This window comes from Rhizobium sp. ARZ01 (assembly GCF_014851675.1).
GTDB lineage: Bacteria > Pseudomonadota > Alphaproteobacteria > Rhizobiales > Rhizobiaceae > Mycoplana.
In genome coordinates, this window is record NZ_JACVAE010000001.1 from 883,825 (window position 1) to 908,977 (window position 25,153).

Here is a 25,153-nt window from a genome sequence, read left to right on the forward strand (position 1 = left end):
GGCGCCTGGACACTCTATGTAGGGAATATGAAAACTGTTGATTCCCGGCGCTTCGCAAGGGTTTCGGACCACACTGAAAAAGGTTTGCCATGAGAAATCCCGTTGATACCGCCCTGGGCCTCGTGCCGATGGTTGTCGAGCAGACCAATCGCGGCGAGCGCTCCTACGACATCTTTTCCCGCCTGCTGAAGGAGCGCATCATCTTCCTGACCGGACCGGTCGAAGATTCCATGGCGACGCTCGTCTGCGCGCAGTTGCTCTTCCTCGAGGCGGAGAACCCCAAGAAAGAGATCGCGCTCTACATCAATTCGCCCGGCGGCGTCGTCACGTCCGGCATGGCGATCTACGACACCATGCAGTTCATCAAGCCCGCCGTCTCGACGCTGTGCATTGGTCAGGCTGCCTCTATGGGCTCGCTGCTGCTCGCGGCCGGTCACAAAGACATGCGCTTCGCCACGCCGAATTCACGCATCATGGTCCATCAGCCATCCGGCGGGTTCCAGGGGCAGGCCTCGGACATCGAGCGGCATGCCAAGGACATCATCAAGATGAAGCGCCGCCTGAACGAAGTGTACGTCAAGCACTGCGGGCGGACCTACGAAGAAGTCGAGCAGACGCTGGATCGCGACCACTTCATGAGCGCTGACGAGGCTCTGGACTGGGGCTTGATCGACAGGGTGATCACGACGCGCGAGGCGGTCGAAGGTTCAGAAGGCGCTTGATTTCAAGGGCTTGGACGCGGATTGTGCGGTGTGACGCATTTGTAATGGTCCATGGGCTTTATCCGCGCGCCAAAGACGTTAATAATGGCCGTTAATGCTATGTTGGTTTGATGCATCTAGCATGCGGTTTGGTGGGGGATTCGTTGCCACCGGTCGGGAGTTGTTCTTGTCCGACCGGCCAGTACCCCAAAGAGCCTTGATGGGCCGGCAGTGCACGCCGGGCCTCCGGGTGGGTTGAGTGGTCCGCACAGCCTTGAAACGGTCTGTACGGCATGCCGGAAGGAAAGTGATATGAGCAAAGTCAGCGGCAGCAACGGCGGCGACTCGAAGAACACTCTCTACTGTTCATTCTGCGGCAAGAGCCAGCATGAGGTTCGCAAGCTGATTGCCGGGCCGACCGTGTTCATCTGCGATGAATGCGTAGAGCTGTGCATGGACATTATCCGTGAGGAGAACAAGACCTCGATGGTGAAGTCCCGTGACGGCGTACCCACGCCGCAGGATATCATCAAAGTCCTCGACGAATATGTCATCGGCCAGCAGCAGGCCAAGCGCATCCTGTCGGTCGCCGTGCACAACCACTACAAGCGCCTGGCGCACGCCGCTAAAGGCTCGGACGTGGAACTGGCGAAGTCGAACATCATGCTCGTCGGTCCGACCGGCTGCGGCAAGACCTATCTCGCACAGACGCTGGCCCGCATTATCGACGTGCCGTTCACCATGGCCGACGCCACGACGCTGACGGAAGCCGGCTATGTCGGTGAGGACGTCGAAAACATCATTCTGAAGCTCCTGCAGGCCGCCGACTACAACGTCGAGCGCGCGCAACGCGGCATCGTCTACATCGACGAAGTCGACAAGATTTCGCGCAAGTCCGACAACCCGTCGATCACCCGCGACGTTTCGGGCGAGGGCGTGCAGCAGGCCCTGCTGAAGATAATGGAAGGCACGGTTGCCTCGGTTCCCCCTCAGGGGGGCCGCAAGCATCCGCAGCAGGAATTCCTGCAGGTCGACACGACGAACATCCTGTTCATCTGCGGCGGCGCATTTGCCGGCCTCGACAAGATCATCTCCGCCCGTGGCGAAAAGACCTCGATCGGTTTCGGTGCGACGGTGCGTTCCCCGGAAGACCGCCGCGTCGGCGAAGTGCTGCGGGACCTCGAACCGGAGGATCTGGTGAAATTCGGCCTCATCCCGGAATTCATCGGCCGTCTGCCGGTTCTGGCGACGCTGGAAGACCTCGACGAGGATGCGCTGATCCAGATCCTGTCCGAGCCGAAGAACGCGCTGATCAAGCAGTATCAGCGCCTGTTCGAGATGGAAGACGTGGAACTGACTTTCCACGAGGACGCGCTGCGCGAGATCGCCCGCAAGGCCATCGTCCGCAAGACCGGCGCGCGCGGCCTGCGTTCCATCATGGAGAAGATCCTGCTCGACACGATGTTCGAGCTTCCGACACTGGAAGGCGTGCGCGAAGTCGTCATTTCCGACGAGGTCGTCAAGGGATCGGCCCGTCCGCTCTACATCTACTCCGAGCGTTCGGAGGAAAAGGCGAACGTATCCGCCTGATTTCCTGCTGCGCTCATGCAAGGCCCGCCACAGGCGGGTCTTCGCATATCGGGCGTACGCCAGAATATTGCGTTGGATGTCGTGAACGCTTGTGCAAGCGCTCACGGGCCGAATCAAGGGCATGTGGCTGGCGGCTGTTCTTCCGGCCAATTCTCGTGGCCGGGCCGCGCGCGGAGACGTCCTCAAGCTCCGCAACAGGTACCGCCCCTAGCGTTCGTTCTTTGGGTAAGGTGTTCGTGGTGACTTCCCAGCGGGCTTGAAAAGTAGTTAACAGTACTCCACTTGAGGGTGGAAAAAGAGGGCCGGACTAAGCGCAACAGGGCGCCCGGCATCAGCTCCCGGCAACGGGAAGTTGGAAAGGACATGACATGACGAAGAAAACGTCTGGCGCGCACGAAAGCTTGGCTTTCCCGGTTCTGCCGCTGCGCGATATCGTGGTGTTCCCGCACATGATCGTGCCGCTGTTCGTTGGCCGCGAGAAGTCCATCCGCGCGCTGGAGGAGGTGATGGGAACGGACAAGCAGATTATGCTTGCCACCCAGATCAACGCCAGTGACGACGATCCGGAACCCGATGCGATCTACAAGGTCGGCACGGTCGCGAATGTATTGCAGCTTCTCAAGCTTCCCGACGGCACCGTAAAGGTTCTGGTGGAGGGCCGCGCACGCGCCGAGATCGACGGCTACACCGACCGCGAGGACTTCTACGAGGCGATGGCGCACGTGCTGCCCGAGCCCGAAGAGGATCCGGTTGAAATCGAAGCGCTCTCGCGCTCAGTCGTTTCCGAATTCGAAAATTACGTAAAGCTAAACAAGAAGATTTCGCCGGAAGTCGTTGGCGCCGCGAGCCAGATCGAGGATTACTCGAAGCTGGCCGATACGGTTGCCTCGCACCTCTCCATCAAGATCGTGGAAAAGCAGGAGATGCTCGAGACGACCAGTGTCAAGCTGCGCCTTGAAAAGGCGCTCGGCTTCATGGAAGGCGAGATTTCGGTTCTGCAGGTCGAGAAACGCATCCGCTCGCGTGTAAAACGCCAGATGGAGAAGACCCAGCGCGAGTACTACCTGAACGAACAGATGAAGGCGATCCAGAAGGAGCTCGGCGACGGCGAGGATGGCCGCGACGAGATGGCCGAACTGGAAGAGAAGATCTCCAAGGTCAAGCTTTCGAAGGAGGCCCGCGAGAAGGCGGATGCGGAGCTGAAGAAGCTGCGGCAGATGAGCCCGATGTCGGCAGAGGCGACGGTCGTTCGCAACTACCTCGACTGGCTGACCGGCATCCCTTGGAACAAGAAGTCGAAGATCAAGGCCGACTTGAACAATGCGGAGAAGATCCTGGACGAGGATCATTTCGGTCTCGACAAGGTCAAGGAGCGCATCGTCGAGTATCTGGCTGTGCAAGCTCGCTCGACCAAGATCAAGGGCCCAATCCTGTGCCTCGTCGGTCCTCCGGGCGTCGGCAAGACCTCGCTTGCGAAGTCGATCGCCAAGGCCACGGGACGTGAATATGTCCGCATGGCGCTCGGCGGCGTGCGTGACGAGGCCGAGATCCGTGGTCACCGCCGCACCTACATCGGCTCGATGCCCGGCAAGGTCATCCAGTCGATGAAGAAGGCAAAGAGGTCCAACCCGCTCTTCCTGCTCGACGAGATCGACAAGATGGGCATGGATTTTCGCGGCGACCCGTCGTCGGCTCTGCTCGAGGTGCTCGACCCGGAACAGAACTCGACCTTCATGGATCATTACCTCGAGGTTGAATATGACCTGTCGAGCGTGATGTTCGTGACGACGGCGAACACGCTGAACATTCCAGCACCCCTGATGGACCGCATGGAAGTGATCCGCATCGCCGGCTACACCGAGGACGAAAAGCGGGAAATCGCCAAGCGGCACCTGCTGCCGAAGGCGATCCGCGATCACGCCTTGCAGGCCAAGGAGTTTTCGGTCACCGATGATGCGCTGATGGCGGTGATCCAGCAGTACACTCGCGAGGCTGGTGTCCGTAACTTCGAACGCGAGCTGATGAAGCTCGCCCGCAAGGCGGTCACCGAGATCATCAAGGGCAAGGCCACCAAGGTCGAGGTGACGGCGGAGAACATCGACGATTTCCTCGGCGTACCGCGCTTCCGCCACGGCGAAGCCGAGCGCGAGGATCAGGTCGGTGTTGTCACGGGTCTTGCCTGGACCGAGGTCGGCGGCGAACTGCTGACGATCGAAGGCGTGAGCCTGCCGGGCGGCAAGGGCCGCATGACGGTGACGGGCAACCTGAAGGACGTCATGAAGGAATCGATTTCGGCGGCGGCATCCTATGTCCGCTCGCGTGCCATCGATTTCGGCATCGAGCCGCCGCGCTTCGACAAGACCGATATTCACGTGCACGTGCCGGAAGGTGCGACGCCGAAGGACGGCCCGTCGGCCGGCATCGCAATGGCCACCGCCATCGTCTCCATCATGACCGGCATTCCGGTTTCGAAGGATATTGCGATGACGGGCGAAGTGACGCTTCGCGGCCGGGTACTGCCGATCGGCGGCCTGAAGGAGAAGCTGCTTGCGGCTCTGCGCGGCGGCATCAAGAAGGTGCTGATTCCGGAAGAGAACGCCAAGGATCTGGCGGAGATTCCTGATAACGTGAAGAACAACATGGAGATTGTTCCGGTCTCGCGCATGGGCGAGGTTATCGAACACGCGCTGGTCCGCAAGCCGGAGCCGATCGAATGGGATCCGTCGATGATTGAAACAAAGACCGTTGCAACCGTCGAATCGGTTGACGAAACCGGAGCCGCAATTGCCCATTGAGGGTAAACGAAAGCTCAAAATCGGCCCACTTTCGGGCTGAAACAAGGAAGACCGGCCGCAGCGCCGGTCTTTTTCGTTGAAAAAGGCTGTGAAAAGCCCGGAATTTCAACGTTTCTGCCTGAGACCCCGTTGCAGCGCCAAGGTCGATGCGTATTCTGCCCCCGACTTGTATATGAGTCGTTTCGAACCGTATGAAAGGGGTGGAAACATGAACAAGAACGAACTCGTCTCCGCAGTTGCTGAGAAGTCCGGCCTGTCGAAGACGGATGCCGCGTCGGCTGTCGACGCTGTATTCGAGACGATCCAGGGCGAACTCAAGAACGGCGGCGACGTTCGCCTCGTCGGTTTTGGCAATTTCTCTGTATCGCGCCGCGAAGCCTCGAAGGGCCGTAACCTTTCGACCGGCGCAGAGATCGACATTCCGGCCCGCAACGTGCCGAAGTTCTCTGCCGGCAAGGGCCTGAAGGACGCCGTTAACGGCTGATGAGTTTGCTTGGCGGCCGGGCACGAGGCCGGCCGCCCGGGTATCGAGGGTTCGGTGTTAGCCGAACCCTTTTGCATTTTCGGGGCCTTGCAGGCTCCTGCGGTTTGCTCTACGGCTTTCCCGTTCTCAGGGCGGGGTGAAAGTCCCCACCGGCGGTAAGGGGATTGCCCAAGCCCGCGAGCGCCTTGCCGGTCCGCCGGAGAGGGTCAGCAGATCCGGTGCAACTCCGGAGCCGACGGTTAAAGTCCGGATGAAAGAGAATGAAAGCACCCGCGGGGCAGGGAAACCTGTCGCGTGTCTTGCGTTCATGCGTCCTGATTTGTGTTGGTCCTTGCGTTGCGGATGCATGACATGAATCAGACTATCCTCGGCATTTCATATTCCCGAGCCGTGGCCGGAGCCGCCTTCATGGTGCTTGCCGGCATCGCGTTTGCGATCCTCAACGTCGTCACGCAGTGGCTGACGATGAAGCTCGGCTTTCCCTCATCATCCGCAGCCTTCTGGCAATATGCCTTCGCGCTCGCTTTTTCGTTGCCTTTCCTGTGTCGGGTCGGCCTTTCGGCAATGCGTACCGCTCATCCCTGGCAGCATGTCTTTCGGGTGGCGTTCGCCGCCTTCGGTGTCGGTGCCTGGGTCGCCGGGCTTGCCTCCGTGCCGATCTGGCAGGCGATCGCGTTGGTGATGACGTCGCCGTTCTTCATCATTCTCGGCGCGCGACTTTTTCTCGGTGAGCGGGTCGGTCCCGGCAGATGGGCCGCGACGGCTGTCGGTTTCACAGGGGCGATGATCATTCTCCAGCCCTGGTCTGATGGATTCACCTGGGCTGCGCTGCTGCCGGTACTTTCCGCGCTGTTGTGGGGTGCATCGTCGCTCATCACCAAGAACCTGACCGGTACAGAGCGCCCCGAAACCATCACCATCTGGCTGCTTGTGCTGCTGACGCCAATCAATGGCGCTTTGGCGCTGGCTGCCGGATTCGCGGTGCCGAGCGGGATGGCACTTGGCCTGTTTCTGCTTGCTGGATTGCTGACGGCGTTGGCGCAGTATCTGCTCACGCTCGCCTACACGGTCGCCGATGCGGCCTATGTTCAGCCCTTCGATGATCTGAAGCTGCCGCTCAACGTTTTCGCCGGCTGGCTCGTCTTTGGCTACGCACCGACCGGTTACCTCTGGCTTGGCGCTTTGCTGATCCTCGGTGCTTCGCTTTTCATCATGCGCAGCGAGATGCAGCGGGAGGGAATGTCGGCCGGTGCCTCCGCTTGAAGCGCAGCTGACAGTGTAAAAGACGGACGCCTGTCATGCGCCTGTCATCCGCATCGCGCAGAACCCCCGTGTTTCGAGTGTCCGACACATGGGGATATTTCATGACCAAGCGATCACTGCGCACGGCGTTTGCCGCCGTTCTCCTCGCATCCGCGGCCTTTCCGGCAGCAGCCGAACCGGTCTTCAACCGCATTGCATCTTTTGCCGTTGCCGACAATCTGCCCAATGGCGTCGATCCCAAGACGCCGACCTCCTCGGAGATCATCACAGCGACGGCAGACGGCAACACGCTCGTCTATTCCGATAGCCCGCTGAAGGCGATCGGCTTCATCAACATCACCGACGCCAAGGCGCCCAAGGCCGGTGGGACCGTCTCGTTCGAAGGCGAGCCCACCTCGGTTGCGGTCGTCGGCGGCAAGGCGCTGGTCGCGGTCAATACCCGTGAGAGCTTCGTCAAGCCCTCGGGCCTGCTGGCGACGGTCGACATCGCGACGAAGAAGGTCGACGCGACCTGTGATCTCGGTGGCCAGCCGGATTCGATTGCGATCAACAAGGACGGGACGCTTGCCGCAATCGCGATCGAGAACGAGCGGGATGAAGACCTCAACGACGGTGCTCTACCACAGATGCCGGCGGGCGATCTGGTCATCCTGTCGCTGAAGAACGGTGCGCCGGATTGTGCGACCATCAAGCACGTCGCGCTGACAGGGCTCGCCGAAATTGCCGATGAGGATCCGGAGCCTGAATTCGTCTCCTTCAACAGCCAGGACGAAATTGCCCTGACCCTGCAGGAGAACAACCATATCGTCATCGTCGACCGCAAGAGCGGTGCCGTAAAGGGGCACTTCTCCGCTGGCTCCGTCGACCTGCAGAACATCGACACCAAGAAGGACGGCGCCATTTCCTTCACCGGAAAGAAGGAAGGCCAGAAGCGCGAGCCCGACGCAGTGAAATGGCTCGACGACAACCGCCTGGTGGTTGCCAACGAGGGCGACTACGAAGGTGGCAGCCGTGGTTTCACGATCTTCGACAAGACCGGCAAGGTGCTCCATGAGAGCGGCCCATCGTTCGAATATGCGATTGCCTCGATCGGTCACTACCCGGACAAGCGCAACTCGAAGGGCGTCGAGCCGGAGGGCCTCGAGGCGGCGAAGTTTGGCGATGACAATCTCTTCTTCGTCCTTTCCGAGCGCGCATCGATCGTCGGCGTCTACAAGGATACCGGCGCCGAGCCGGAACTGCTGCAGCTTCTGCCATCCGGCATCGGACCGGAAGGCGCCGTCGCCATTCCCGGTAGAAACTTGTTTATCACGGCCAATGAGACCGATCTCGTCGAGGACGGCGGTGCTCGTTCGCACGTGATGATCTATGAGCGTGCAGAGGGTACGGCTGCCTATCCGCAGATAAGGTCGGCGGACAAGGACGGCCTGCCGGTCGGCTTCGGCGCACTGTCCGGACTGGCCGCCGCCAAGGACGAGCCGGGCAAGCTCTTTGCCGTCAGTGACTCGGTCTATTCTTTGGATCCGGCGATCTTCACCATCGACGCGACGCAGAAGCCGGCACTGATCACCGACAAGCTCACCATCACCAGGGACGGCGCACCGGCGCAAAAGCTCGACATCGAGGGCATCGTTGGCGACGGGGAGGGCGGTTTCTGGCTCGCCTCGGAAGGCAATGCCGACAAGCTCTATGCAAACGCGCTGCTGCGCGTGAACAAGAAGGGCGAGATCAAGAAGGAGATCGCCATCCCTGCCGAACTGCGCGCCGGTGAAACCCGTTTTGGCTTCGAGGGGATAACGACGGTCGGCGAGGGCGACGAGATGGTGCTCTGGATGGCTGTGCAGCGCGAGTGGAAGGACGACGAGAAGGGCTTCGTCAAACTCGTATCCTACAAGCCTTCCACGGAAGAATGGGGTGCAGTGCGCTACCCGCTGGAAAAGGCGGGCGACGGCTGGGTGGGGATTTCCGAGATCACCATCAGCGGCGACTACGCTTATGTTATCGAGCGCGACAACCTGATCGGCAAGAACGCCAAGCTGAAGAAGCTGTACCGCGTGCCGCTGTCCGACCTGCAGCCATCAAAGCTCGGTGAGCCGCTTCCAGTGGTGAGGAAGGAAGAGGTGCGTGACTTCATACCCGACCTTAATGCGTTGAACGGCTACGTGGTCGATAAGGTGGAAGGCTTTGCGATCGATGCCGCGGGCAATGGTTATGTCGTGACCGACAACGACGGCGTGGACGATTCTTCTGGCGAGACGCTGTTCTTCAGCGTCGGCCCGATGAACGCGATGTAATGGCACAAAATGCGAAGGTCGGGAACTCCCGGCCTTCGCATTGCAGATGATTGCCGACCGGCCGGGTAGTGCGGCCGTTCCAATCAGCCTATAGCGCGCGTTTCCGGCAGGTCGGGCGTGGCCTCGTCCCTTTCGCGCTGGAGTTCCAGCGTCCGCGTGCTGAGACATTCGAGAATTTCGGCAAGTTGGGTCTTCTGCCCATCTTCCAGAATGTCGAAGATCGCCTTCACGACCTTCTCTTTGGGCTCCAGGGCGGCGTTTATGACCGCGCGCCCCGTTTCCGTGATGGAGACGATCTTCGCACGGCGGTCCTTCGGATCGGGTTCGCGAACGACCAGCTTGTCGCGCTCCAGCCCGTCGATCGCCTCGGTCACGGTCCGCGGCGCGAAACCCAACGTCGCGGCGATGTCCGTCGAGCGCTGCGGTCCTTCGCAAGATAGCAGAAACAGGAATTTGCTGCGGGCAAGCGACACGCCTTCATCCATCATCGCCTCGTTCACGAGGCGGCTGACCTGATGGTAGAGCTTGAACATGCCGTGAGCGAGTTCGACCGTGTCATTCATGAGCCGCAACATAAGGATATTGAGGGACCATGTCAAAAGAATTGACACATTCCAATCGAACTTCAACTCAGACGTTGAACAATTGATGATCAACGCTCGATAACAACAACATCGGGCGCGGCGGCGCGCGTGATGTTTCCGCCCTGATGACCGCATTGAGTAGCGTATAACCCGGGGATCCAGTCGTTCGAGCATTGACCCCGCCGGAAGTGCAGGGGAATGTCGGGCATGCCCTTCCGCTTTGTCCACACTGCCGATCTTCACCTCGATTCGCCGATTGCTTCACTTGCCATGCGCAACGGGGAACTGGCGGAACTGGTGCGCGGTGCCACCCGGCGGACGCTGGAGCGGATCGTAGATCTGTGCATTTCCGAACAGGTCGATGTTCTCTTGATCGCCGGCGACCTTTATGACGGTTCGCAGACCTCGATGGCGACGGCCCTGTTCCTGGTGGCTCAGATGCGGCGTCTGGAGGCCGCCGACATCCGCGTGTTCATCATCCGCGGCAATCACGACGCACAATCGCAGATCACGCGCGAACTGACGTTCCCGGCGAATGTTCAGGTCTTCGACGGACGCGGCCGCACAGTAAGAGCAGGGGCACTGGCGAACGGCCGGGAGGTCCATGTGCACGGCGTCAGCTTTGGTCAGCCGCATGCGCCCTCGAGCCTGCTCCCGAGCTTCAAGGCGCCGGTGCCGGATGCGATCAACATCGGCATGCTGCACACGAGCCTTGCCGGTTCCAGCCGGCACGACAAATACGCGCCGGCAAGCGTAGCCGACCTAGTGGCGCACGGTTTCGACTATTGGGCGCTCGGCCATATCCACCAGCGCGCCGTCCATTGCGAAAACCCGATGATTGTCATGCCCGGGATTCCTCAGGGGCGCGACATCAACGAGGCCGATGCGAAATCCGTAACCCTCGTCACTGTCAGCGATGAGGGCACGTTCGCTGCGGAAGAGCGCTTCCTGGCGATTGCTGCGTTCGAACGCCTGACGGTTGACCTCGGCAGCGTCGAGGATTGGGCATCGATGCTGCGCGACATTCGGGCCGCACTGGAACAGCGGAAGGAGAGGGCGCGTGCGGACCATCTGATCTGCAGGATCATGCTCTCCGGGACCACGCCGCTCGCCTGGCGCCTTCATCGCGACCATGATTTGCTGGCGGCGGAACTGCAGTCGGTCGCCGAAAGCGTCGGGGATTGCTGGATCGAGACCGTCGAGCTCTCGGTCGTTCAGCCGCGCGGGGATGAAGCACAGGCGGATATCGGCGCGTTCGCCGAACTCGCCGAAATCATCGAGCGCGAGATCGTGCCTTCGCATGCCTACCGCGAGGAACTGCGCGAGACGTTATCGGGCCTGATGTCGCAACTACCCCGCGAGGTCCGCGACCTGCTCGGAGCCGAGGAGGCCGCCGAGGCGGCGCTGCTTGCAAGTGCGGCTGAGTGTGGCGTGGTGGAAATCCTGCCGAAGCTCGCGGCAGTCGGTGAGGGAGACAGCGCCTGATGCGTCTCAATCGTCTGGACCTTTCACGCTACGGCAAGTTTACCGACAAACAGCTCGACTTCGGCGATGCCCGCCCGGGCGTGCCGGACTTCCACCTCGTCTACGGCCCGAACGAGGCGGGGAAGTCGACGTTGTTTTCCGCCTATCTCGATCTGCTCTTCGGCATCGAGGCGCAGAGCGCTTACGGCTTTCTCCATCCTTATCCGACGATGCGGATCGGCGGCGATGTCATGATCGGAGCCGAGCGCCACGAGATCGCCCGGCTGAAGCGGCGTCAGGGCTCCCTCGTCGGCCCGGACGATCGGACCATGCCGGACACGCTGTTTGCCCCGGTGCTCGGCACGATGGATCGGCAGGCCTACCGCATGATGTTTTCGCTCGATGACGACAGCATCGAGCGCGGCGGCGAGGGCATCCTGAAAAGCGAAGGCGAACTTGGGGCGCTCTTGTTTTCCGCAAGTTCCGGACTTTCGGACATCGGTCAGGCCCTGGAGCGGTTGAAGTCGGAGGCGGATGCGTTCTTTCGCCCGCAGGCGCGCAAGCACGAGCTTGGGGCGAAGAAAGCGGAGATCGAGGCGCTGCGCGAGGAGCGCAAGGCCATCGACGTTGCAGCGAGTTCCTACAAGGCACTGACGCGCGAGCTGGAGGCGTCCACCGAGCGCTACGAGGCGGCGCAACAAGCGCGTGCGCAAACGGATGCGGCGCTCAAGGCACTGGAGCGCCGACTGGCTGCGATGCCGTTGCACGCGCGACTGAAGGAGATCCGGGCACGTCTTGCCGAGTTTGATCTTGGCGAGACCCCGCCGAAGGAATGGAGCGGGCTTGTAAACCAGCTCTTGCGCGACGCGGCCGAGCTTTCCGCCCGCACAGAACGATTTGCCGCCGAGCGGGAGCAGCGCCGTGCGGCGCTCGACGAGATCGCGCCCGATCCCACCGTGCTCCTTGCAGAGGCGCAGATCATGTCCCTGGCCGGGTCTCCTCTGGAAGCGCGCTACCAGACCGCGCAAATGGACCTGACCGGCCGCATTGCCGAGCGCGAGCGCGTCGATACCGAGATCGCCGAAAAGCGGAGCCTGGTGCAACTCCCTCCCGACGTCGATGCCATCGCCCTGCAACTTGCACCGGACCGGGCTGAGGCGCTTTCGGCACTGGTCGCCAGGCGGTCTGGTCTCGATGAGCGCATCGTTGCGGCACGGCGGGAGGCGGAAGAAGCGGTGCGTGCCCGCGAAACAGCACGTGCGAAGGCAGCAATGTTCGATATCTCGGAACAAGACCCGGGCACGGACGATGATCGTTTGGCGTTGATGACGCTGGTGCGCGCGGCGAAACAGAATGCGCTGTCCACGCGGCTTCGCGATGCCGAGCGAGAGACGGCCATCGCCGATGCGGCGCTTTCCACTGCCCTGCACCAGCTGGCGTCCTGGGGCGGCGATATCGACGGTCTGCGCGCCTTGGACGTTCCCGGCAGGGAGGCGATCGAAGCGCTCCGACAGGCGCTGCGTCGCCATACCGATGCGGCGTTGAGAGTCGGCGATGCCGCTCGCGTCGTGACGCTGGAACTCGCCAGCCAGTGCGCTGGTCTTGAAAGGCTGCGACAGAATGAGGCGCTGGTTGGCGACGATGAGGCGTTCGCGCTGCGCAGCGCGCGGGACCAGGCATGGAAAGAGCACCGCACGACGCTCGATGCGGCGACTGCCGATCGGTTCGAGGCTGCGTTGCGTCAGGACGATCGCGCTGTCGAGCTTAGGCTTGTGCAGGTGGACAGGCTGTCGGAAATGCGTCTGACCGAACGGGCGATTGCGGAAAACAAGGCGCGACTCGATACGCTGCTTTCGGAGCTTCAACATATCGAGACCGAGAGTAGGGCGCTTGCCGAGCGGATAGGGAGCATCGCCGCGCGTCTTGGATTGCAGGATGCGCAGGGCGGAGGAGCAAGCGCCGCCGTCAGGGTTATTTTGCGCAGGAATGCTGCCGTGTCGCTGGGGGCCGCAGCCTCGAATGCCGTGGCCTACGAGACGGATGATGGTCTCGATGAGGCAGATGGGGAGGCGATCGCCGGTATGCTGGACCAATCCCATGCGGAGCTGGATGCAATCGAGGCTTGGCTGAGCCGCCGGACTGGAGCAATCGAGGCTGCGGATTTCCTCTCGGAGCAACGTGCTGCCCTTGCCGTCGCCAGGGGCGAGGCGAAGGAGTCGGGGAAACGCCTTTCGCAGGCGCTCGACCAACCCGAGCCGGAAATTTCGGCAGCTGCCATCGATGAACTGCTGGTTCGCGCCGAGGACTATGCCAGCGCACTTGCCGAAAAACGTGCGCAGCGTCGAACTGCACTGGAGGCGTTGGCTCAGGCCGAGTCGCGATGCGTCGAGCGTGAGGCGGCACGAAAAGCGGCCGAGGCGGGGATCGAGACCTGGCAGCAGGAATGGGAAAAGGCCTGCGCCGATACCTGGCTTTCGAATTCCGGCATAGCAATCGATGCTTCGCGGGCGGGCGCCTTGCTGCCGACGATCCACGCGATCTCGCGACTTGTCGACTCCCGCCGGGATCTCGACCGCCGGATCGACGGCATGCGACGCGATCAGGCGGACTACAGCCGCATGGCGCGCGAGCTTGCGGAGACGGTGGGCGAGGCGCAGTCGAGCGAGCCGCTCGCCCTGGTACTGGGGCTGGCGAACCGTCTCCGTGCTGCAAAGGAGCAGGAGGCCCGGGGCGAACGGCTGTGGGCCGAGCTGGAAAAGCTGGAGGAGGAGGGGCGCGAACTCGACCAACGTCGGGCGATCCATGCCGGGCGTGCGCGCGAAATCTGCACGACGCTCAATTGCGAGACGTTGACGGAGGCATCCTTCGTCCTGGAGCAGTACCGCAAGCGCGAGGACTTGCGCGAGCGGGCTGACGAGGCGGCCCATGATTTTGCGCGCAGCATGCTCGTGGCATCGGCGGATGAGGCGGAGGTCGAGCTCCTGACAACCGACGAAGGCGAACTTGTTGCCGAACTCGGGCTACTTCGCTCCAGGCACGAAGATCAGGATCGCGAAGTGCAGAACTATCACGCTGCCAAGATCAAGGCGGCGGATGCGCTGGCTGCGATCGGCGGGGACGGAACCGTCGCAGCGCTCGAAGAGCGGCGTCGCACGCTGATCATTGACCTGGCCGAACGGGCCAAGGGCTATCTCACCACGAGGGCTGGCATTGCGGCGGCGGAGGCGGCGCTGCGGCTCTATCGCGAACGGCACCGCAGCGCGATGATGCGCCAGGCATCGGAGGCGTTCCACACGATCAGCGCGGGCGAATACAGCGGGCTCGCCACGGTCGTGGAGAAGGAGCAGGAAATCCTGGTCGCAACCGCCGCATCGGGCGGTACGAAACTCGCGCGAGAACTTTCGAAGGGCACGCGCTTCCAGCTCTACCTTGCGCTCCGGGTTGCCGGATATCACGAGGTCGCCGCCAATCGCGAGATCCTGCCGTTCATCGCCGACGACATCATGGAGACCTTCGACGACAACCGATCGCTGAATGCTTTCCGCCTGATGGCGGACATGTCGAAGGTCGGTCAGGTCATCTATCTCACGCACCACCAGCACCTGCGCGACATCGCTCGAAAAGCCTGCCCTGAGGTGGTCATCCACGATCTCTAGATCAATCGGTCGTCGGCCGCTGTTCGACTGCAAAGCCGCCGGGGAATGCGACGCTGGAGGTAACCGGATAGCACGCACATTCGCCGCGCCGGGGTTGACTTGACGAACCGCCAATGGTTCTTGGCACGGTGCTTCGGCTCTGTCCGAGGCTTTGGCGAGCGAACGGCATGACGGATGGGCAGTACACTGGCGTGACGGAAAGGCAGCGAGGTCTCCTCGGCGCCGTTCTTCTCATGCTCGCGCTCGTCGTGGGGCAGTTCATCACCATCGAACGAAAGATCTCGGTTCGCTCGGGCGCCGATCCGACAGTTGCCCGGACCGCAGCAGAGCGATCGGGAAATCGCGCATCGATTCCTCGGCCTCTGTCGGCCGGCGGGGGAGCGAGCAGCGGCGACAACTGGCTCCTCTCCAATGCAGGCGTTGACCGGCGTGCAGCGAAGATCAAATCGACCGGCAGCGGAGCAGATCCTTCCGCCGATACGGCGTTCTTCGTTCCGGATTTGACCCGCTTCACACCTCTGCCAGAAACGCGGATGGTGGTATCATTCAAGAGTGTCGTTCCAGTTGGCGTACCACGACACGATTTCGAGGGCAGGGCGCCGCCTGTTTCCCTGCTCTGAAGCCTTAGAGGCTTTGACGGGCGCTCAAGCGCCGCACATTTCCGACGTTACCGGCGCATCACGGCAACCAGCCGATGCCCCATCGCACACGAAGCGGACTACTCCATGCGCACATCCAAATGGGCCCTTCTGGCCTATCTTGCCATCATCATATTCGGCGTACTCACGGCTGTTCCCAACATTCTCACACCGGCGCAGCTTGAGCGCTTCGGCAGCTATCTTCCCGCCAAGCCGGTTACTCTCGGCCTCGACCTGAAGGGCGGCTCGCACCTCGTTCTCGAGGTTGATTCGACAGCGCTTGCAAAGGCGCGCATGGACGTCCTGCTGAACGACGTGCGCGGTATCCTGCGTACGTCCGGTGAGCGTGCCTCGGCGGCGCGCCTGAACGGCAACACGCTGGTCATCAACCCGTCCGATCAGGCGGCCTTCGACAAGGTGCTGCCCGAGGTGCGCAAGCTGGCAGCTCCCGCGGGCGCGCTCGGCTTCGGCACGACGGCGCCGGACATCGACGTCCAGACCTCCGATACGACGATCAACGTGACGCTCACCGAGGCGGGCCTAAACGACCGCATGACGGCGGCCGTCGACCAGAGTCTCGAGATCATCCGCCGCCGCGTCGACCAGGTGGGTGTTGCCGAACCGTTGATCCAGCGCGTCGGCGGAGATCGCATCCTCGTCCAGCTTCCCGGCCTGCAGGACCCGACGCGTCTGCGCCAGCTTCTCGGCTCGACAGCGCAGATGAGCTTCCACATGCTCGATGCGTCCACCGATCCGAACGGCGTCGCGCCGCGCGGCGTGTCCATCCTTCCGGGTGCGAACGACGGCCAGAAGTATGCAGTCGAAGATCGCGTGGCGATCTCCGGCGACCGTCTGGCCGACGCCAAGGCCGGTTTCGACCAGCGCACCAACGAGCCGATCGTCTCGTTCACCTTCGATACGACCGGCGCGCGCCAGTTCGGCGAGATCACCAAGGCCAATGTCGGCCGTCCCTTCGCCATCGTCCTCGACGGCAAGGTTCTGACTGCTCCCGTCATCCGCGAGCCGATCCTTGGCGGCCAGGGCCAGATCAGCGGCAACTTCACCCCGCAGGAAGCGACCGTGCTCTCGGCGCTTCTGCGCTCCGGTGCACTGCCCGCACCGCTCACCATCATCGAGGAACGTACCGTCGGTCCGAACCTCGGCAGCGACTCGATCCGCATGGGCCTCTATACCGGATTCGCCGGCCTCGCTCTCGTCGTCCTCATGATGGTAGGCCTCTATAGCGCCTGGGGCCTCATCGCCGTCGTCGGCCTGATCCTGCACACGATCATGACGATTGGCTTCCTCGGCCTGCTCGGCTCGACGCTGACCTTGCCCGGTATTGCCGGTATCATTCTCGGTATCGGTATGGCCGTGGATGCGAACATCCTTATCAACGCCCGTATCCGCGAAGAGACGGCGGGCGGTGCCGGCGCCATGAAGGCGCTCGACGTCGGCTTCAACAAGGCCTACGCCACCATCGTCGACGGCAACATGACGACGATGGTCGGCATGATCCTGCTCTTCATGTTCGGCAGCGGTCCGGTGCGCGGCTTCGCGATCACCATGATCCTCGGGCTGGCGATATCGATGTTCACCTCGATCACGGTCGTTCGCCTGCTGATGCGTGAGGTTGTCGTTCGCCGCAAGATGAAGAAGATCGAGATCCATTCGATCCTCGGTGCGGTCCGGAGCATCCCGAGCTTCTCGTTCATGCGCGGCCGCTATGTCGCCATCGGCGTGTCGGCGTTCCTGTCGATAAGCTCGGTCATCCTCTTCCTCAAGCCGGGCCTGAACTACGGCATCGACTTCGTCGGCGGTATCCAGGTCGAGGCGACGTCCAAGACGCCGATCGAGCTTTCGACCCTTCGCGAGAAGATGGAAGCGCTGAATCTCGGCGAAGTGGCGCTTCAGGAGTTCGGCCAGGGCACTTCGGTTCTAATCCGCGTCCAGCGCCAGCCCGGTGGCGAGGAAGCACAGACTGCAGCACTCAACCAGATGCGCCAGGGCGTCGCGGAGGTGATCCCGGATGCCAGCTTTGAGCGCACGGAGGTCGTCGGCCCGACCGTCAGCACCGAGCTCGCCCGTTCCGGCTTCCTCGCCGTCGGCCTCGGCATGCTCGCCATCCTGATCTACATCTGGTGGCGGTTCGAATGGCATTTCGCCGTCGGTGCGATCGCGGTGCTCCTGCTCGACATCACGAAGATGATTGGCTTCTTCGCGCTGATGCAGATCGACTTCAACCTGACGGCGATCGCCGCCGTGCTGACGCTGATCGGTTACTCGGTCAACGACAAGGTGGTGGTCTACGACCGCATGCGCGAGAACCTGCGCAAGTACAAGTCGATGCCCTTCTCCGAACTGATCGACCTGTCGATCAACCAGGTGATCATGCGATGCATCTTCACCTCGGTCGCCGTTGCCGCCGCGCTGCTGCCGATGGCGATCTGGGGCGGCGACACGGTCAAGCCGTTCGCCTGGCCGATGGTCTTCGGCGTCGTCGTCGCCACGTCCTCGTCGATCTACATCGGCGGCCCGATCCTGCTGTTCCTGTCCCGCTGGTGGAAGGACCGCGAGGGCAACCGCCTTCCGACGGCTGCGGAAGGACAGGCAGCCATCGAGCAAAAGTGAGGCGTGGACGCTACGGCGCCCACTCGACATTCTGCTGCAAAGGCCGGCCAAAGCGCCGGCTTTTGTGTTCGAGGACCGTCATTTTCCCGCCGAAGTCTTGCGGTTGTTGATGGCGGACCGTGAATGGCCGTGAGTCGAGATTCCTGGAAGGCACCGGGACATAGCGAACAGCGGTACTCGGCTGTGCGGTGGGCGGCCTGGAACGACAATTGCCACGGTGCTGTCGGGCGACAATTCGTATACGAGCATACCAAATGAAGGGGGCATCCATGCCGGGTTTTTCGGAACGACTGCGTATTCTCGTGCTCTTTGGCGGCCGATCCGCGGAGCACGACGTTTCCGTGCTTTCAGCAACCAATGTCATGGGGGCGCTGGATCCGGCCAAGTATGATCCAGTCCCCTTGTTCGTCACTCGCGATGGGCAATGGCTGATGAGCCGCTTCGACGGCGGGGTGCTGGCGAAACCTTCAGGTGGGACAGAGGTTTGCCTGATACCGGGCGGACATGGGCGTTTGATGGCATTTCCCGCCGATGGCGCACCTCACGAACTGCCGACGATCGACATCCTGTTTCCGGTGTTGCACGGCCAGTATGGCGAGGACGGATCGGTCCAGGGGCTGGCGGAGGTCGCGCGCGTGCCGCTCGTCGGTTGCGGGGTTCTCGGTTCGGCGACGGCCCTCGACAAGGATATCGCCAAGCGGCTTTTGAACGAGGCGGGCTTGCCCGTCGCGCGCGCTATGACGATCCACGAGGGCACGGCGCCGGATTTTGTGGCGGTGCAGGATACGCTCGGGCTTCCGGTCTTCATCAAACCCGCAAGTCAGGGCTCTTCCGTCGGTGTCAGCAAGGTCTCCACCGAACAGGAATATGAGGCGGCGCTCGCGGAGGGCTTCAGACATGACAGCAAGCTGTTGGCCGAGGAGTTCGTTCGCGGCCGCGAGATCGAATGCAGCGTGCTGGAGGATACAGAGGGCGGACTATTTGTCTCCCGTCCCGGTGAAATCGTCCCGGCGGAAAGCCATGGTTTCTACAGCTACGACGCCAAATATATCGATGAGCACGGGGCGGCGCTGAAGGTCCCGGCCGAACTGCCGCAAGCGATCGAGGAGAGCATCCGCGAGGTCGCGGCCAAGGCCTTCCGAGCGCTCGGCTGCGATGGTATGGCGCGCGTGGATTTCTTTTTGACGTCGGACATGCGTTTTCTCGTCAACGAGATCAACACCATTCCCGGTTTTACCGACATCAGCATGTATTCGAAGGCAATGGCGGCAAGCGGCGTCAGCTACGCCGAGGTCATCGACCGGCTGGTGGCGCATGGCCTCGCGCGTGCTGGTCGCGTGGTCTGAAAACTCACGATCCTTCGGACTAGTCGTTGGTTCAGGCAAACCTGCCTGGCGAGAAGGCCGCCGGATCAACACCTTCGCGCGCGAAGGCTTCCGGTAGTGGCTGTTTGGTGAGCAGGCTCGCGGCGAGTTGTCCGAGGGCCGGTGAGGTCAGGATGCCGAAGCCGCCTTGTCCGGCGAGCCAGAAGAAGGCGGGGTTGTCGCTGGCGGGACCGACCACCGGCAGACGATCGGCCGAAAAGCTGCGCATGCCGGCCCAACTGCTGGCGATGCGTCCGATCTTTAGCTCGGTCGCTTCTTCGAGGTAGTGAGCGGCATAGGCGACGTCGAGTTCCTCCGGCTGGACGTCCGCAGCCTCGCAGGGCGTCTCGTCGGCGGGGGAGGCAAGCAGCCGGCCGGCATCCGGTTTGAAATAATAGATCTCGTCGATCTCGTTGATCTCCGGCAGGGATGCAACGTCGATGTCGGCGGGCAGGTCGACGGTGATGGCAGTGCGACGGTGCGGAACGATACCAGCCGGTGCAACACCGCAGCGCTCAGCGACGGTATCCGCCCAGCCGCCACTGGCGTTGACAACGATGTCGGCCGTAAAGGCACCGCTAGAGGCTTCGACCTTCCACCGCCCGTTTTCATGTCGCGCGCCGAGCAGTTCGGCCCCAGTGACAAGCTCGGCGCCCGCGTGCCGCGCCGAGCGGGCGTAGCCCTGCAGTAAGGTGTCGACGTCGATGTCCCAATAGTTGGGGTCGAAATAGGCGGCAGCTACATAGGCAGGATCGAGGAATGGCACGCGCTGGATCGCTTCCACGACGGTCAGGGGAACGACGGCAATACCTGCCGCTTCCGCTTTCTGCCGAGCCTGCGTTACGGCCTCCTCCTTGCCGATGGTGCCAATCCACAGGCTGCCGCGCGCGGTCAAAAGCGGGACGGAGGCAAAACCCTCCGGCGGGTTCTCCATGAAGGCGTGGCTGATCCGCGCGAGCGCGTTCACCTCGGGTGCGTTGTCGCGCAGCGTGAACTCGGCAGCAGAACGGCCGGTGCTGTGGTAGCCATGTGCCGTTTCGCGCTCAAGCACGACGACGGCTCGGGTCGGCGCGAGAAAATGGGCCAGCGACAGGCCCACAATCCCACCGCCGATAATCGCCACGTCATAATGCTGCATGATTTTTTCGTCTCCGCGTATTACACGCGATCGCATGGCGGGTTCGCCTGTCGATGCGACCATCAGTTGGCTGAATTTTTCGGTGCGGCTGCATCAATGTCATGCAACGCTGCGCGACCGCCGGTCCTGTCTATGCGAGGCTGCACCCTCGTTCAAATTTATAGCCCTGAAGGTGGCTATAAAATCTGTTGATGCGCTGGACGGAATTATGCGGTTGGGTGCCGCCAGAGCGGAACGTCGCTCACATGGGCAAGGAAGGCGCGCTCGGCAGGATTGAGCGTTGCGCCGGGGTTGGTGATACGGAAGGTTTCCGTCTGCGGCAGGTCGCCATAGGGCGGCAGTTGCCACAGGTCGCCGGCTGCCCGCGCAGGACCGGTCAGGTGAACCGGAAGCATGCCGATTCCCGCATTGGCGATCACCAGGCGCATGACCTCCTCGACATTGAAGGCGAGCGCGCGGACCTGCTGGCCGAACGAGCCGATCGCCCGCACTGCGGTGACCGGCCCCATGTGCGGACCGCCGAGTACATCGGAAATGAAGCTGACATAGGGTTCGCCGCGCAGTTCCTCCACACGCACACTCTCGACGCCAAACAGCCGGTGTCCGCGGCCGCAATAGAGTGCATAGGTCTCGATGCAGAACGGCATTTGGTCGAGCGCCGCGGGGATGATCCCGTCGGAAATGCCGAGCGTAGCGATGCCACGCTCCACCGAGCGGATGACATCGGTGGTGGTTTCCACGCGGACGCCGGCGGTAACGCGCGGGTGCTGCCGGAAGAACGAGGCAAGCGCCTTGTCCCATTCCGGATTCAGGGCATGGCTGACGGTGTGGATGGTGATGTGGCCGGAAACCTCTTCGCCGGATGGCTCCATCGCCTCGGGCAGGCGGACAACGGAAGTGAAGATGTCGCGGCAAAGCGCATGGAGCCGCTCGCCGGCGTCGGTCAATTCGAACCTCCCGGGCCGCCGGTCAATGAGCTTGTGGCCGACCGTCTGTTCCAGTCGCTTCAGCGCCATGCTTACGGCCGGCTGTTGCAGGAGAAGCCGATTGGCCGCCCGCGTGATGCTGCCTTCCTCCACCACGACGACGAAGGTGCGCAGCAGGTTCCAGTCGAGATTGTGGGCGAAGCGTTCGAGGCGGTTGATCGGCATGGCGGGACGCTAGCGCAAAAATTTGGGAAGCAGAATGGATTTTCCGAGGCTGACATGAAAAGGGCCGGAAGCGTTTCCGCTACCGGCCCCCACTCAAGGACCTGACCGTCCTTACTTCATCGTGTAGACGTCGATGGCGAAGTACTTGTCGTTGATCTTCTGGTAGGTGCCGTCGGCGCGAATATCCTTCAGGGCCTGGTTCAGCCGCTCGCGCAGCGCGTTGTCTTCCTGGCGCACGGCAATGCCGACACCGTCGCCGACGAACTTCTTGTCGGTGATCGGCTCGCCGATCAGTTCGCAGCAGGCCTTGCCGTCCTCGTTCTTCGTCACCCAGTCGAGCAGCGGGATCATGTCGCCAACCTGGAGGTCGAGGCGGCCGTTGGCCATGTCGAGGTTCACCTCGTCCTGCGTCGGATAGAGCTTGATGTCGGCATCGGGATAGACGGCGGCAGCATAGTTGGCCTGCGTCGTGCCGGACTGGGCGCCGATCGTCTTGCCCTTCATGCCCTCATTGGTGAAGTCGGTGATGTTGGCGCCCTTGGGGGCGGCATGGGTCATGGCGGCGAGATAGTAGGGATCGGTGAAGGAGACCTGCTTCTTACGCTCGTCGGTGATGAACATCGAGGCGATGATCATGTCGTATTTCTTGGCCTGCAGGCCGGGAATGATGCCGTCCCAATCCTGGGCGACGACCTCGCACTCGACTTTCATCTTCTCGCAGAGCGCAAGTCCGATATCGACGTCGAAGCCGCCGAGCTTGCCGCTTGCGTCCTGGAAGTTGAAGGGAGGGTAGGCTCCCTCGGTGCCGATTTTCAGCGTTTCGGCCGAAGCCGTTGCGGCAAGGAAGGCGGTGGCTGCGAACGCCAATGCGGCGATCTTATTCTTCATGTTTGGTTCCCCTTTTTTGCTGTTTTACTGTAGGTGAGGCGAAGCCTAGCGCCGCGCCCGGCATAAACGAAATAGATAGGCATTATAGCAGATATTGTTTCTGCTTATGCACTTTCGTCCACAGCGACTGTCCTGTCGGACACGAGCATGTGACAAGCGCCCGTACCGTCTCAGCTTTTCGTGAAGCGAACAAGATAACCTTCCACCGGCATGTCTGTCGTCAGAAGGACGACATCCTCGATGAAGATGCAGTCGTGCCGGCGAAGCTCGACGGCGTGATGACCGGCATCCACGCGCAGATTGCCGAGCGTGAGGATCATCGTGACGCCGCCAGGGGCGTCGAAATGGTGCTGTCCCTCGACGTGCCATTTCTCCACCCGGTGCGTCCAGCGGGTGCGCCGGCTCATGACGTTGAGATCGACGATCGGGCCCTTCACCAGGGCGGCCGTCGTCGGCACATCGGCAGGAAAGGCGAGGGGATCGCTCCGCGTCGTCAGCGTGATTGCGGGCTTTCCCTCGATTTCCAGCGTCATACCTTCGCCCTCGAGGATCGAAAGCGTGCGGTCAATTCCCGGGAAACTAGAGAAGGGGCCATCGGCAGCGACGGCGGCCATGCTCACGCGCCAGTCGAAATCGCTAAGTCCTGCCTCCGGCGGGAACACGGCGATTTCGGCGGTCTCGCCGTCTCCGTTCTTCCAGCGCATTCGACGATAGTCTTCAGAGCGAACGATGTGCATGGACGTTTCCCCAAGCAACGTCTGTAGAGGCAGTATACCTCAACAGAGCTGAAGAATGTAACCGGGGCCATGCTTGCAGGGACCCCGGATCGCTTTTTACTCAGTTGCCGAGAATGCCCGGCAGGCGCAGACCCTTTTCGCGGGCGCAGTCGAGCGCAATGTCATAGCCGGCATCGGCGTGGCGCATGACGCCAGTCGCCGGGTCGTTCCACAGCACCCGCTCGATGCGGCGGGCCGCGTCGTCGGAGCCGTCGCAGCAGATGACGACGCCCGAATGCTGCGAGAAGCCCATGCCGACGCCGCCGCCATGATGCAGCGACACCCAGGTGGCGCCCGAGGCGGTGTTGAGCAGGGCGTTCAACAGCGGCCAGTCGGAAACAGCGTCCGAGCCGTCCTTCATCGCTTCCGTCTCCCGGTTCGGCGAGGCGACCGAGCCCGAATCGAGGTGGTCGCGGCCGATGACGACCGGCGCCTTCAGTTCGCCGTTCTTGACCATCTCGTTGAAGGCGAGGCCGAGCTTGTGGCGGTCGCCCAAGCCCACCCAGCAGATGCGCGCCGGCACGCCCTGGAAGGAGATGCGCTCGCGCGCCATGTCCAGCCAGTTGTGCAGGTGCTTGTTGTCGGGCAGCAGTTCCTTCACCTTGGCGTCGGTCTTGTAGATGTCTTCCGGATCGCCGGACAGCGCGGCCCAGCGGAATGGGCCGATGCCGCGGCAGAACAGCGGGCGGATATAGGCGGGCACGAAGCCCGGGAAGGCGAAGGCGTTTTCCAGGCCTTCCTCCTTGGCCATCTGGCGGATGTTGTTGCCGTAGTCGAAGGTCGGAATGCCCATATCCTGGAAGGCGATCATCGCCTCGACATGTTCGCGCATCGAGGCACGCGCCGCCTTTTCGACCGCCTTCGGGTCGCTGACGCGCTTTTCCTTCCACTGCGCCATCGTCCAGCCCTTCGGCAGGTAGCCGTTGACCGGGTCGTGCGCCGAGGTCTGGTCGGTGACCATGTCGGGGCGGATGCCGCGGCGGACCATCTCCGGCAGGATCTCGGCGGTGTTGCCGAGCAGGCCGACGGACTTCGCCTCGCCTTTCTTCGTCCAGCGGGCGATCATTTCCATCGCCTCGTCCAGCGTCTCGGCCTTCTCGTCGACGTAGCGGGTGCGCAGGCGGAAGTCGATCGAGTCAGGGTTGCACTCAACGGCAAGGCAGGAGGCGCCGGCCATCACGGCGGCGAGCGGCTGGGCGCCGCCCATGCCGCCGAGACCGCCGGTCAGCACCCACTTACCCTTGAGGTTGCCGCCATAGTGCTGGCGGCCGGCCTCGACAAACGTCTCATAGGTGCCCTGGACGATGCCCTGCGTGCCGATGTAGATCCACGAGCCGGCAGTCATCTGGCCGTACATGGCCAGCCCTTTCTTATCCAGCTCGTTGAAGTGGTCCCAGGTCGCCCAGTGCGGCACGAGGTTGGAGTTGGCGATGAGCACGCGCGGTGCATCCTTGTGGGTGCGGAACACGCCGACCGGCTTGCCGGACTGGACGAGCAGCGTCTCGTCCTCGTTGAGGTCCTTCAGCGTCGCGACGATGCTGTCGAAATCCGCCCAGGTGCGGGCGGCGCGACCGATACCGCCATAGACGACCAGTTCGTGCGGGTTTTCCGCAACATCAGGATCGAGGTTGTTCATCAGCATCCTGAGCGGCGCTTCAGTCATCCAGCTCTTGGCGTTGAGTTTGGTGCCCCGGGGGGCCCGGACATCGCGGATATTGTGGCGAGGATTGGTCATT

Annotated in this window: 17 protein-coding genes and 1 riboswitch; of the genes, 11 read left to right on the forward strand and 6 right to left on the reverse strand. The window is 62.3% G+C overall.

All coding sequences use genetic code 11. The annotated features are described in order from the left end of the window. Positions 1-89: 89 nt before the first annotated feature. The 6 genes from IB238_RS04195 (at position 90) to IB238_RS04220 (ending at position 9,127) form a co-directional block, all read left to right on the forward strand. Positions 90-722, forward strand: coding sequence for an ATP-dependent Clp protease proteolytic subunit (locus tag IB238_RS04195; RefSeq protein WP_192243841.1), 633 nt, complete (start codon positions 90-92; stop codon positions 720-722). 291 nt (positions 723-1,013) lie between these two features. After that, positions 1,014-2,291 (forward strand): ATP-dependent Clp protease ATP-binding subunit ClpX, encoded by a 1,278-nt coding sequence (gene clpX / locus IB238_RS04200; RefSeq protein ID WP_192243843.1) that lies wholly within the window; start codon positions 1,014-1,016, stop codon positions 2,289-2,291. A gap of 368 nt (positions 2,292-2,659) precedes the next feature. After that, positions 2,660-5,086, forward strand: coding sequence for an endopeptidase La (gene lon, locus IB238_RS04205; protein WP_192243845.1), 2,427 nt, complete (start codon positions 2,660-2,662; stop codon positions 5,084-5,086). A gap of 208 nt (positions 5,087-5,294) precedes the next feature. Further along, a complete protein-coding gene (hupB, locus tag IB238_RS04210; RefSeq protein WP_108001199.1) occupies positions 5,295-5,570 on the forward strand; it encodes a DNA-binding protein HupB in 276 nt (91 codons plus the stop codon). Positions 5,571-5,688: 118 nt separating this feature from the next. Next, positions 5,689-5,836: riboswitch (FMN riboswitch) on the forward strand. Positions 5,837-5,921: 85 nt separating this feature from the next. Further along, positions 5,922-6,833: a DMT family transporter gene (locus IB238_RS04215; RefSeq protein ID WP_192243847.1), complete on the forward strand. Its 912-nt coding sequence runs from the start codon at positions 5,922-5,924 to the stop codon at positions 6,831-6,833. A 101-nt stretch (positions 6,834-6,934) separates the two neighbouring features. After that, a complete protein-coding gene (locus IB238_RS04220; protein WP_192243849.1) occupies positions 6,935-9,127 on the forward strand; it encodes an esterase-like activity of phytase family protein in 2,193 nt (730 codons plus the stop codon). Positions 9,128-9,210: 83 nt separating this feature from the next. On the opposite strand, the gene IB238_RS04225 is transcribed toward IB238_RS04220, so the two are convergent. Further along, positions 9,211-9,690 carry a MarR family transcriptional regulator gene (locus tag IB238_RS04225; RefSeq protein WP_192243851.1) on the reverse strand — a complete coding sequence of 160 codons (480 nt, stop codon included), beginning with the start codon at positions 9,688-9,690 and terminating at the stop codon, positions 9,211-9,213. A gap of 228 nt (positions 9,691-9,918) precedes the next feature. Here IB238_RS04225 and IB238_RS04230 point away from each other — a divergent pair, with 228 nt between their 5' ends. The 5 genes from IB238_RS04230 to IB238_RS04250 all read left to right on the forward strand — a co-directional run bounded on the left by IB238_RS04230 (position 9,919) and on the right by IB238_RS04250 (position 19,446). Further along, entirely contained in the window at positions 9,919-11,196 is a 1,278-nt protein-coding gene (locus IB238_RS04230; RefSeq protein ID WP_192243853.1) for a DNA repair exonuclease, read from the forward strand. Next, positions 11,196-14,831, forward strand: coding sequence for an AAA family ATPase (locus IB238_RS04235; RefSeq protein ID WP_192243855.1), 3,636 nt, complete (start codon positions 11,196-11,198; stop codon positions 14,829-14,831). The genes IB238_RS04230 and IB238_RS04235 overlap by 1 nt, the downstream gene beginning before the upstream one ends. A 167-nt stretch (positions 14,832-14,998) precedes the next feature. Continuing rightward, on the forward strand, positions 14,999-15,451 hold the full coding sequence (locus IB238_RS04240; protein ID WP_192243857.1) for a hypothetical protein: 453 nt from the start codon (positions 14,999-15,001) through the stop codon (positions 15,449-15,451). A gap of 105 nt (positions 15,452-15,556) precedes the next feature. Continuing rightward, a complete protein-coding gene (gene secD / locus IB238_RS04245; protein WP_192243859.1) occupies positions 15,557-18,100 on the forward strand; it encodes a protein translocase subunit SecD in 2,544 nt (847 codons plus the stop codon). Positions 18,101-18,369: 269 nt separating this feature from the next. Next, positions 18,370-19,446 carry a D-alanine--D-alanine ligase family protein gene (locus tag IB238_RS04250; RefSeq protein WP_192243861.1) on the forward strand — a complete coding sequence of 359 codons (1,077 nt, stop codon included), beginning with the start codon at positions 18,370-18,372 and terminating at the stop codon, positions 19,444-19,446. A 31-nt stretch (positions 19,447-19,477) separates the two neighbouring features. Here IB238_RS04250 and IB238_RS04255 read toward each other — a convergent pair whose 3' ends face one another. The 5 genes from IB238_RS04255 to hutU all read right to left on the reverse strand — a co-directional run bounded on the left by IB238_RS04255 (position 19,478) and on the right by hutU (position 25,152). Continuing rightward, entirely contained in the window at positions 19,478-20,602 is a 1,125-nt protein-coding gene (locus IB238_RS04255) for an FAD-binding oxidoreductase (RefSeq protein ID WP_192243863.1), read from the reverse strand. 206 nt (positions 20,603-20,808) lie between these two features. Beyond that, a complete protein-coding gene (locus IB238_RS04260) occupies positions 20,809-21,753 on the reverse strand; it encodes a LysR family transcriptional regulator (protein ID WP_192243865.1) in 945 nt (314 codons plus the stop codon). A gap of 111 nt (positions 21,754-21,864) precedes the next feature. Further along, the gene (locus IB238_RS04265; RefSeq protein ID WP_192243867.1) at positions 21,865-22,641 is read right to left on the reverse strand and encodes an ABC transporter substrate-binding protein; all 777 of its coding nucleotides are present in this window, start codon (positions 22,639-22,641) and stop codon (positions 21,865-21,867) included. A gap of 170 nt (positions 22,642-22,811) precedes the next feature. Further along, positions 22,812-23,378, reverse strand: coding sequence for a HutD family protein (locus IB238_RS04270; RefSeq protein WP_192243869.1), 567 nt, complete (start codon positions 23,376-23,378; stop codon positions 22,812-22,814). Between the two features lie 100 nt (positions 23,379-23,478). Continuing rightward, positions 23,479-25,152 (reverse strand): urocanate hydratase, encoded by a 1,674-nt coding sequence (hutU, locus tag IB238_RS04275; protein ID WP_192243871.1) that lies wholly within the window; start codon positions 25,150-25,152, stop codon positions 23,479-23,481. Position 25,153 lies beyond the last annotated feature (1 nt).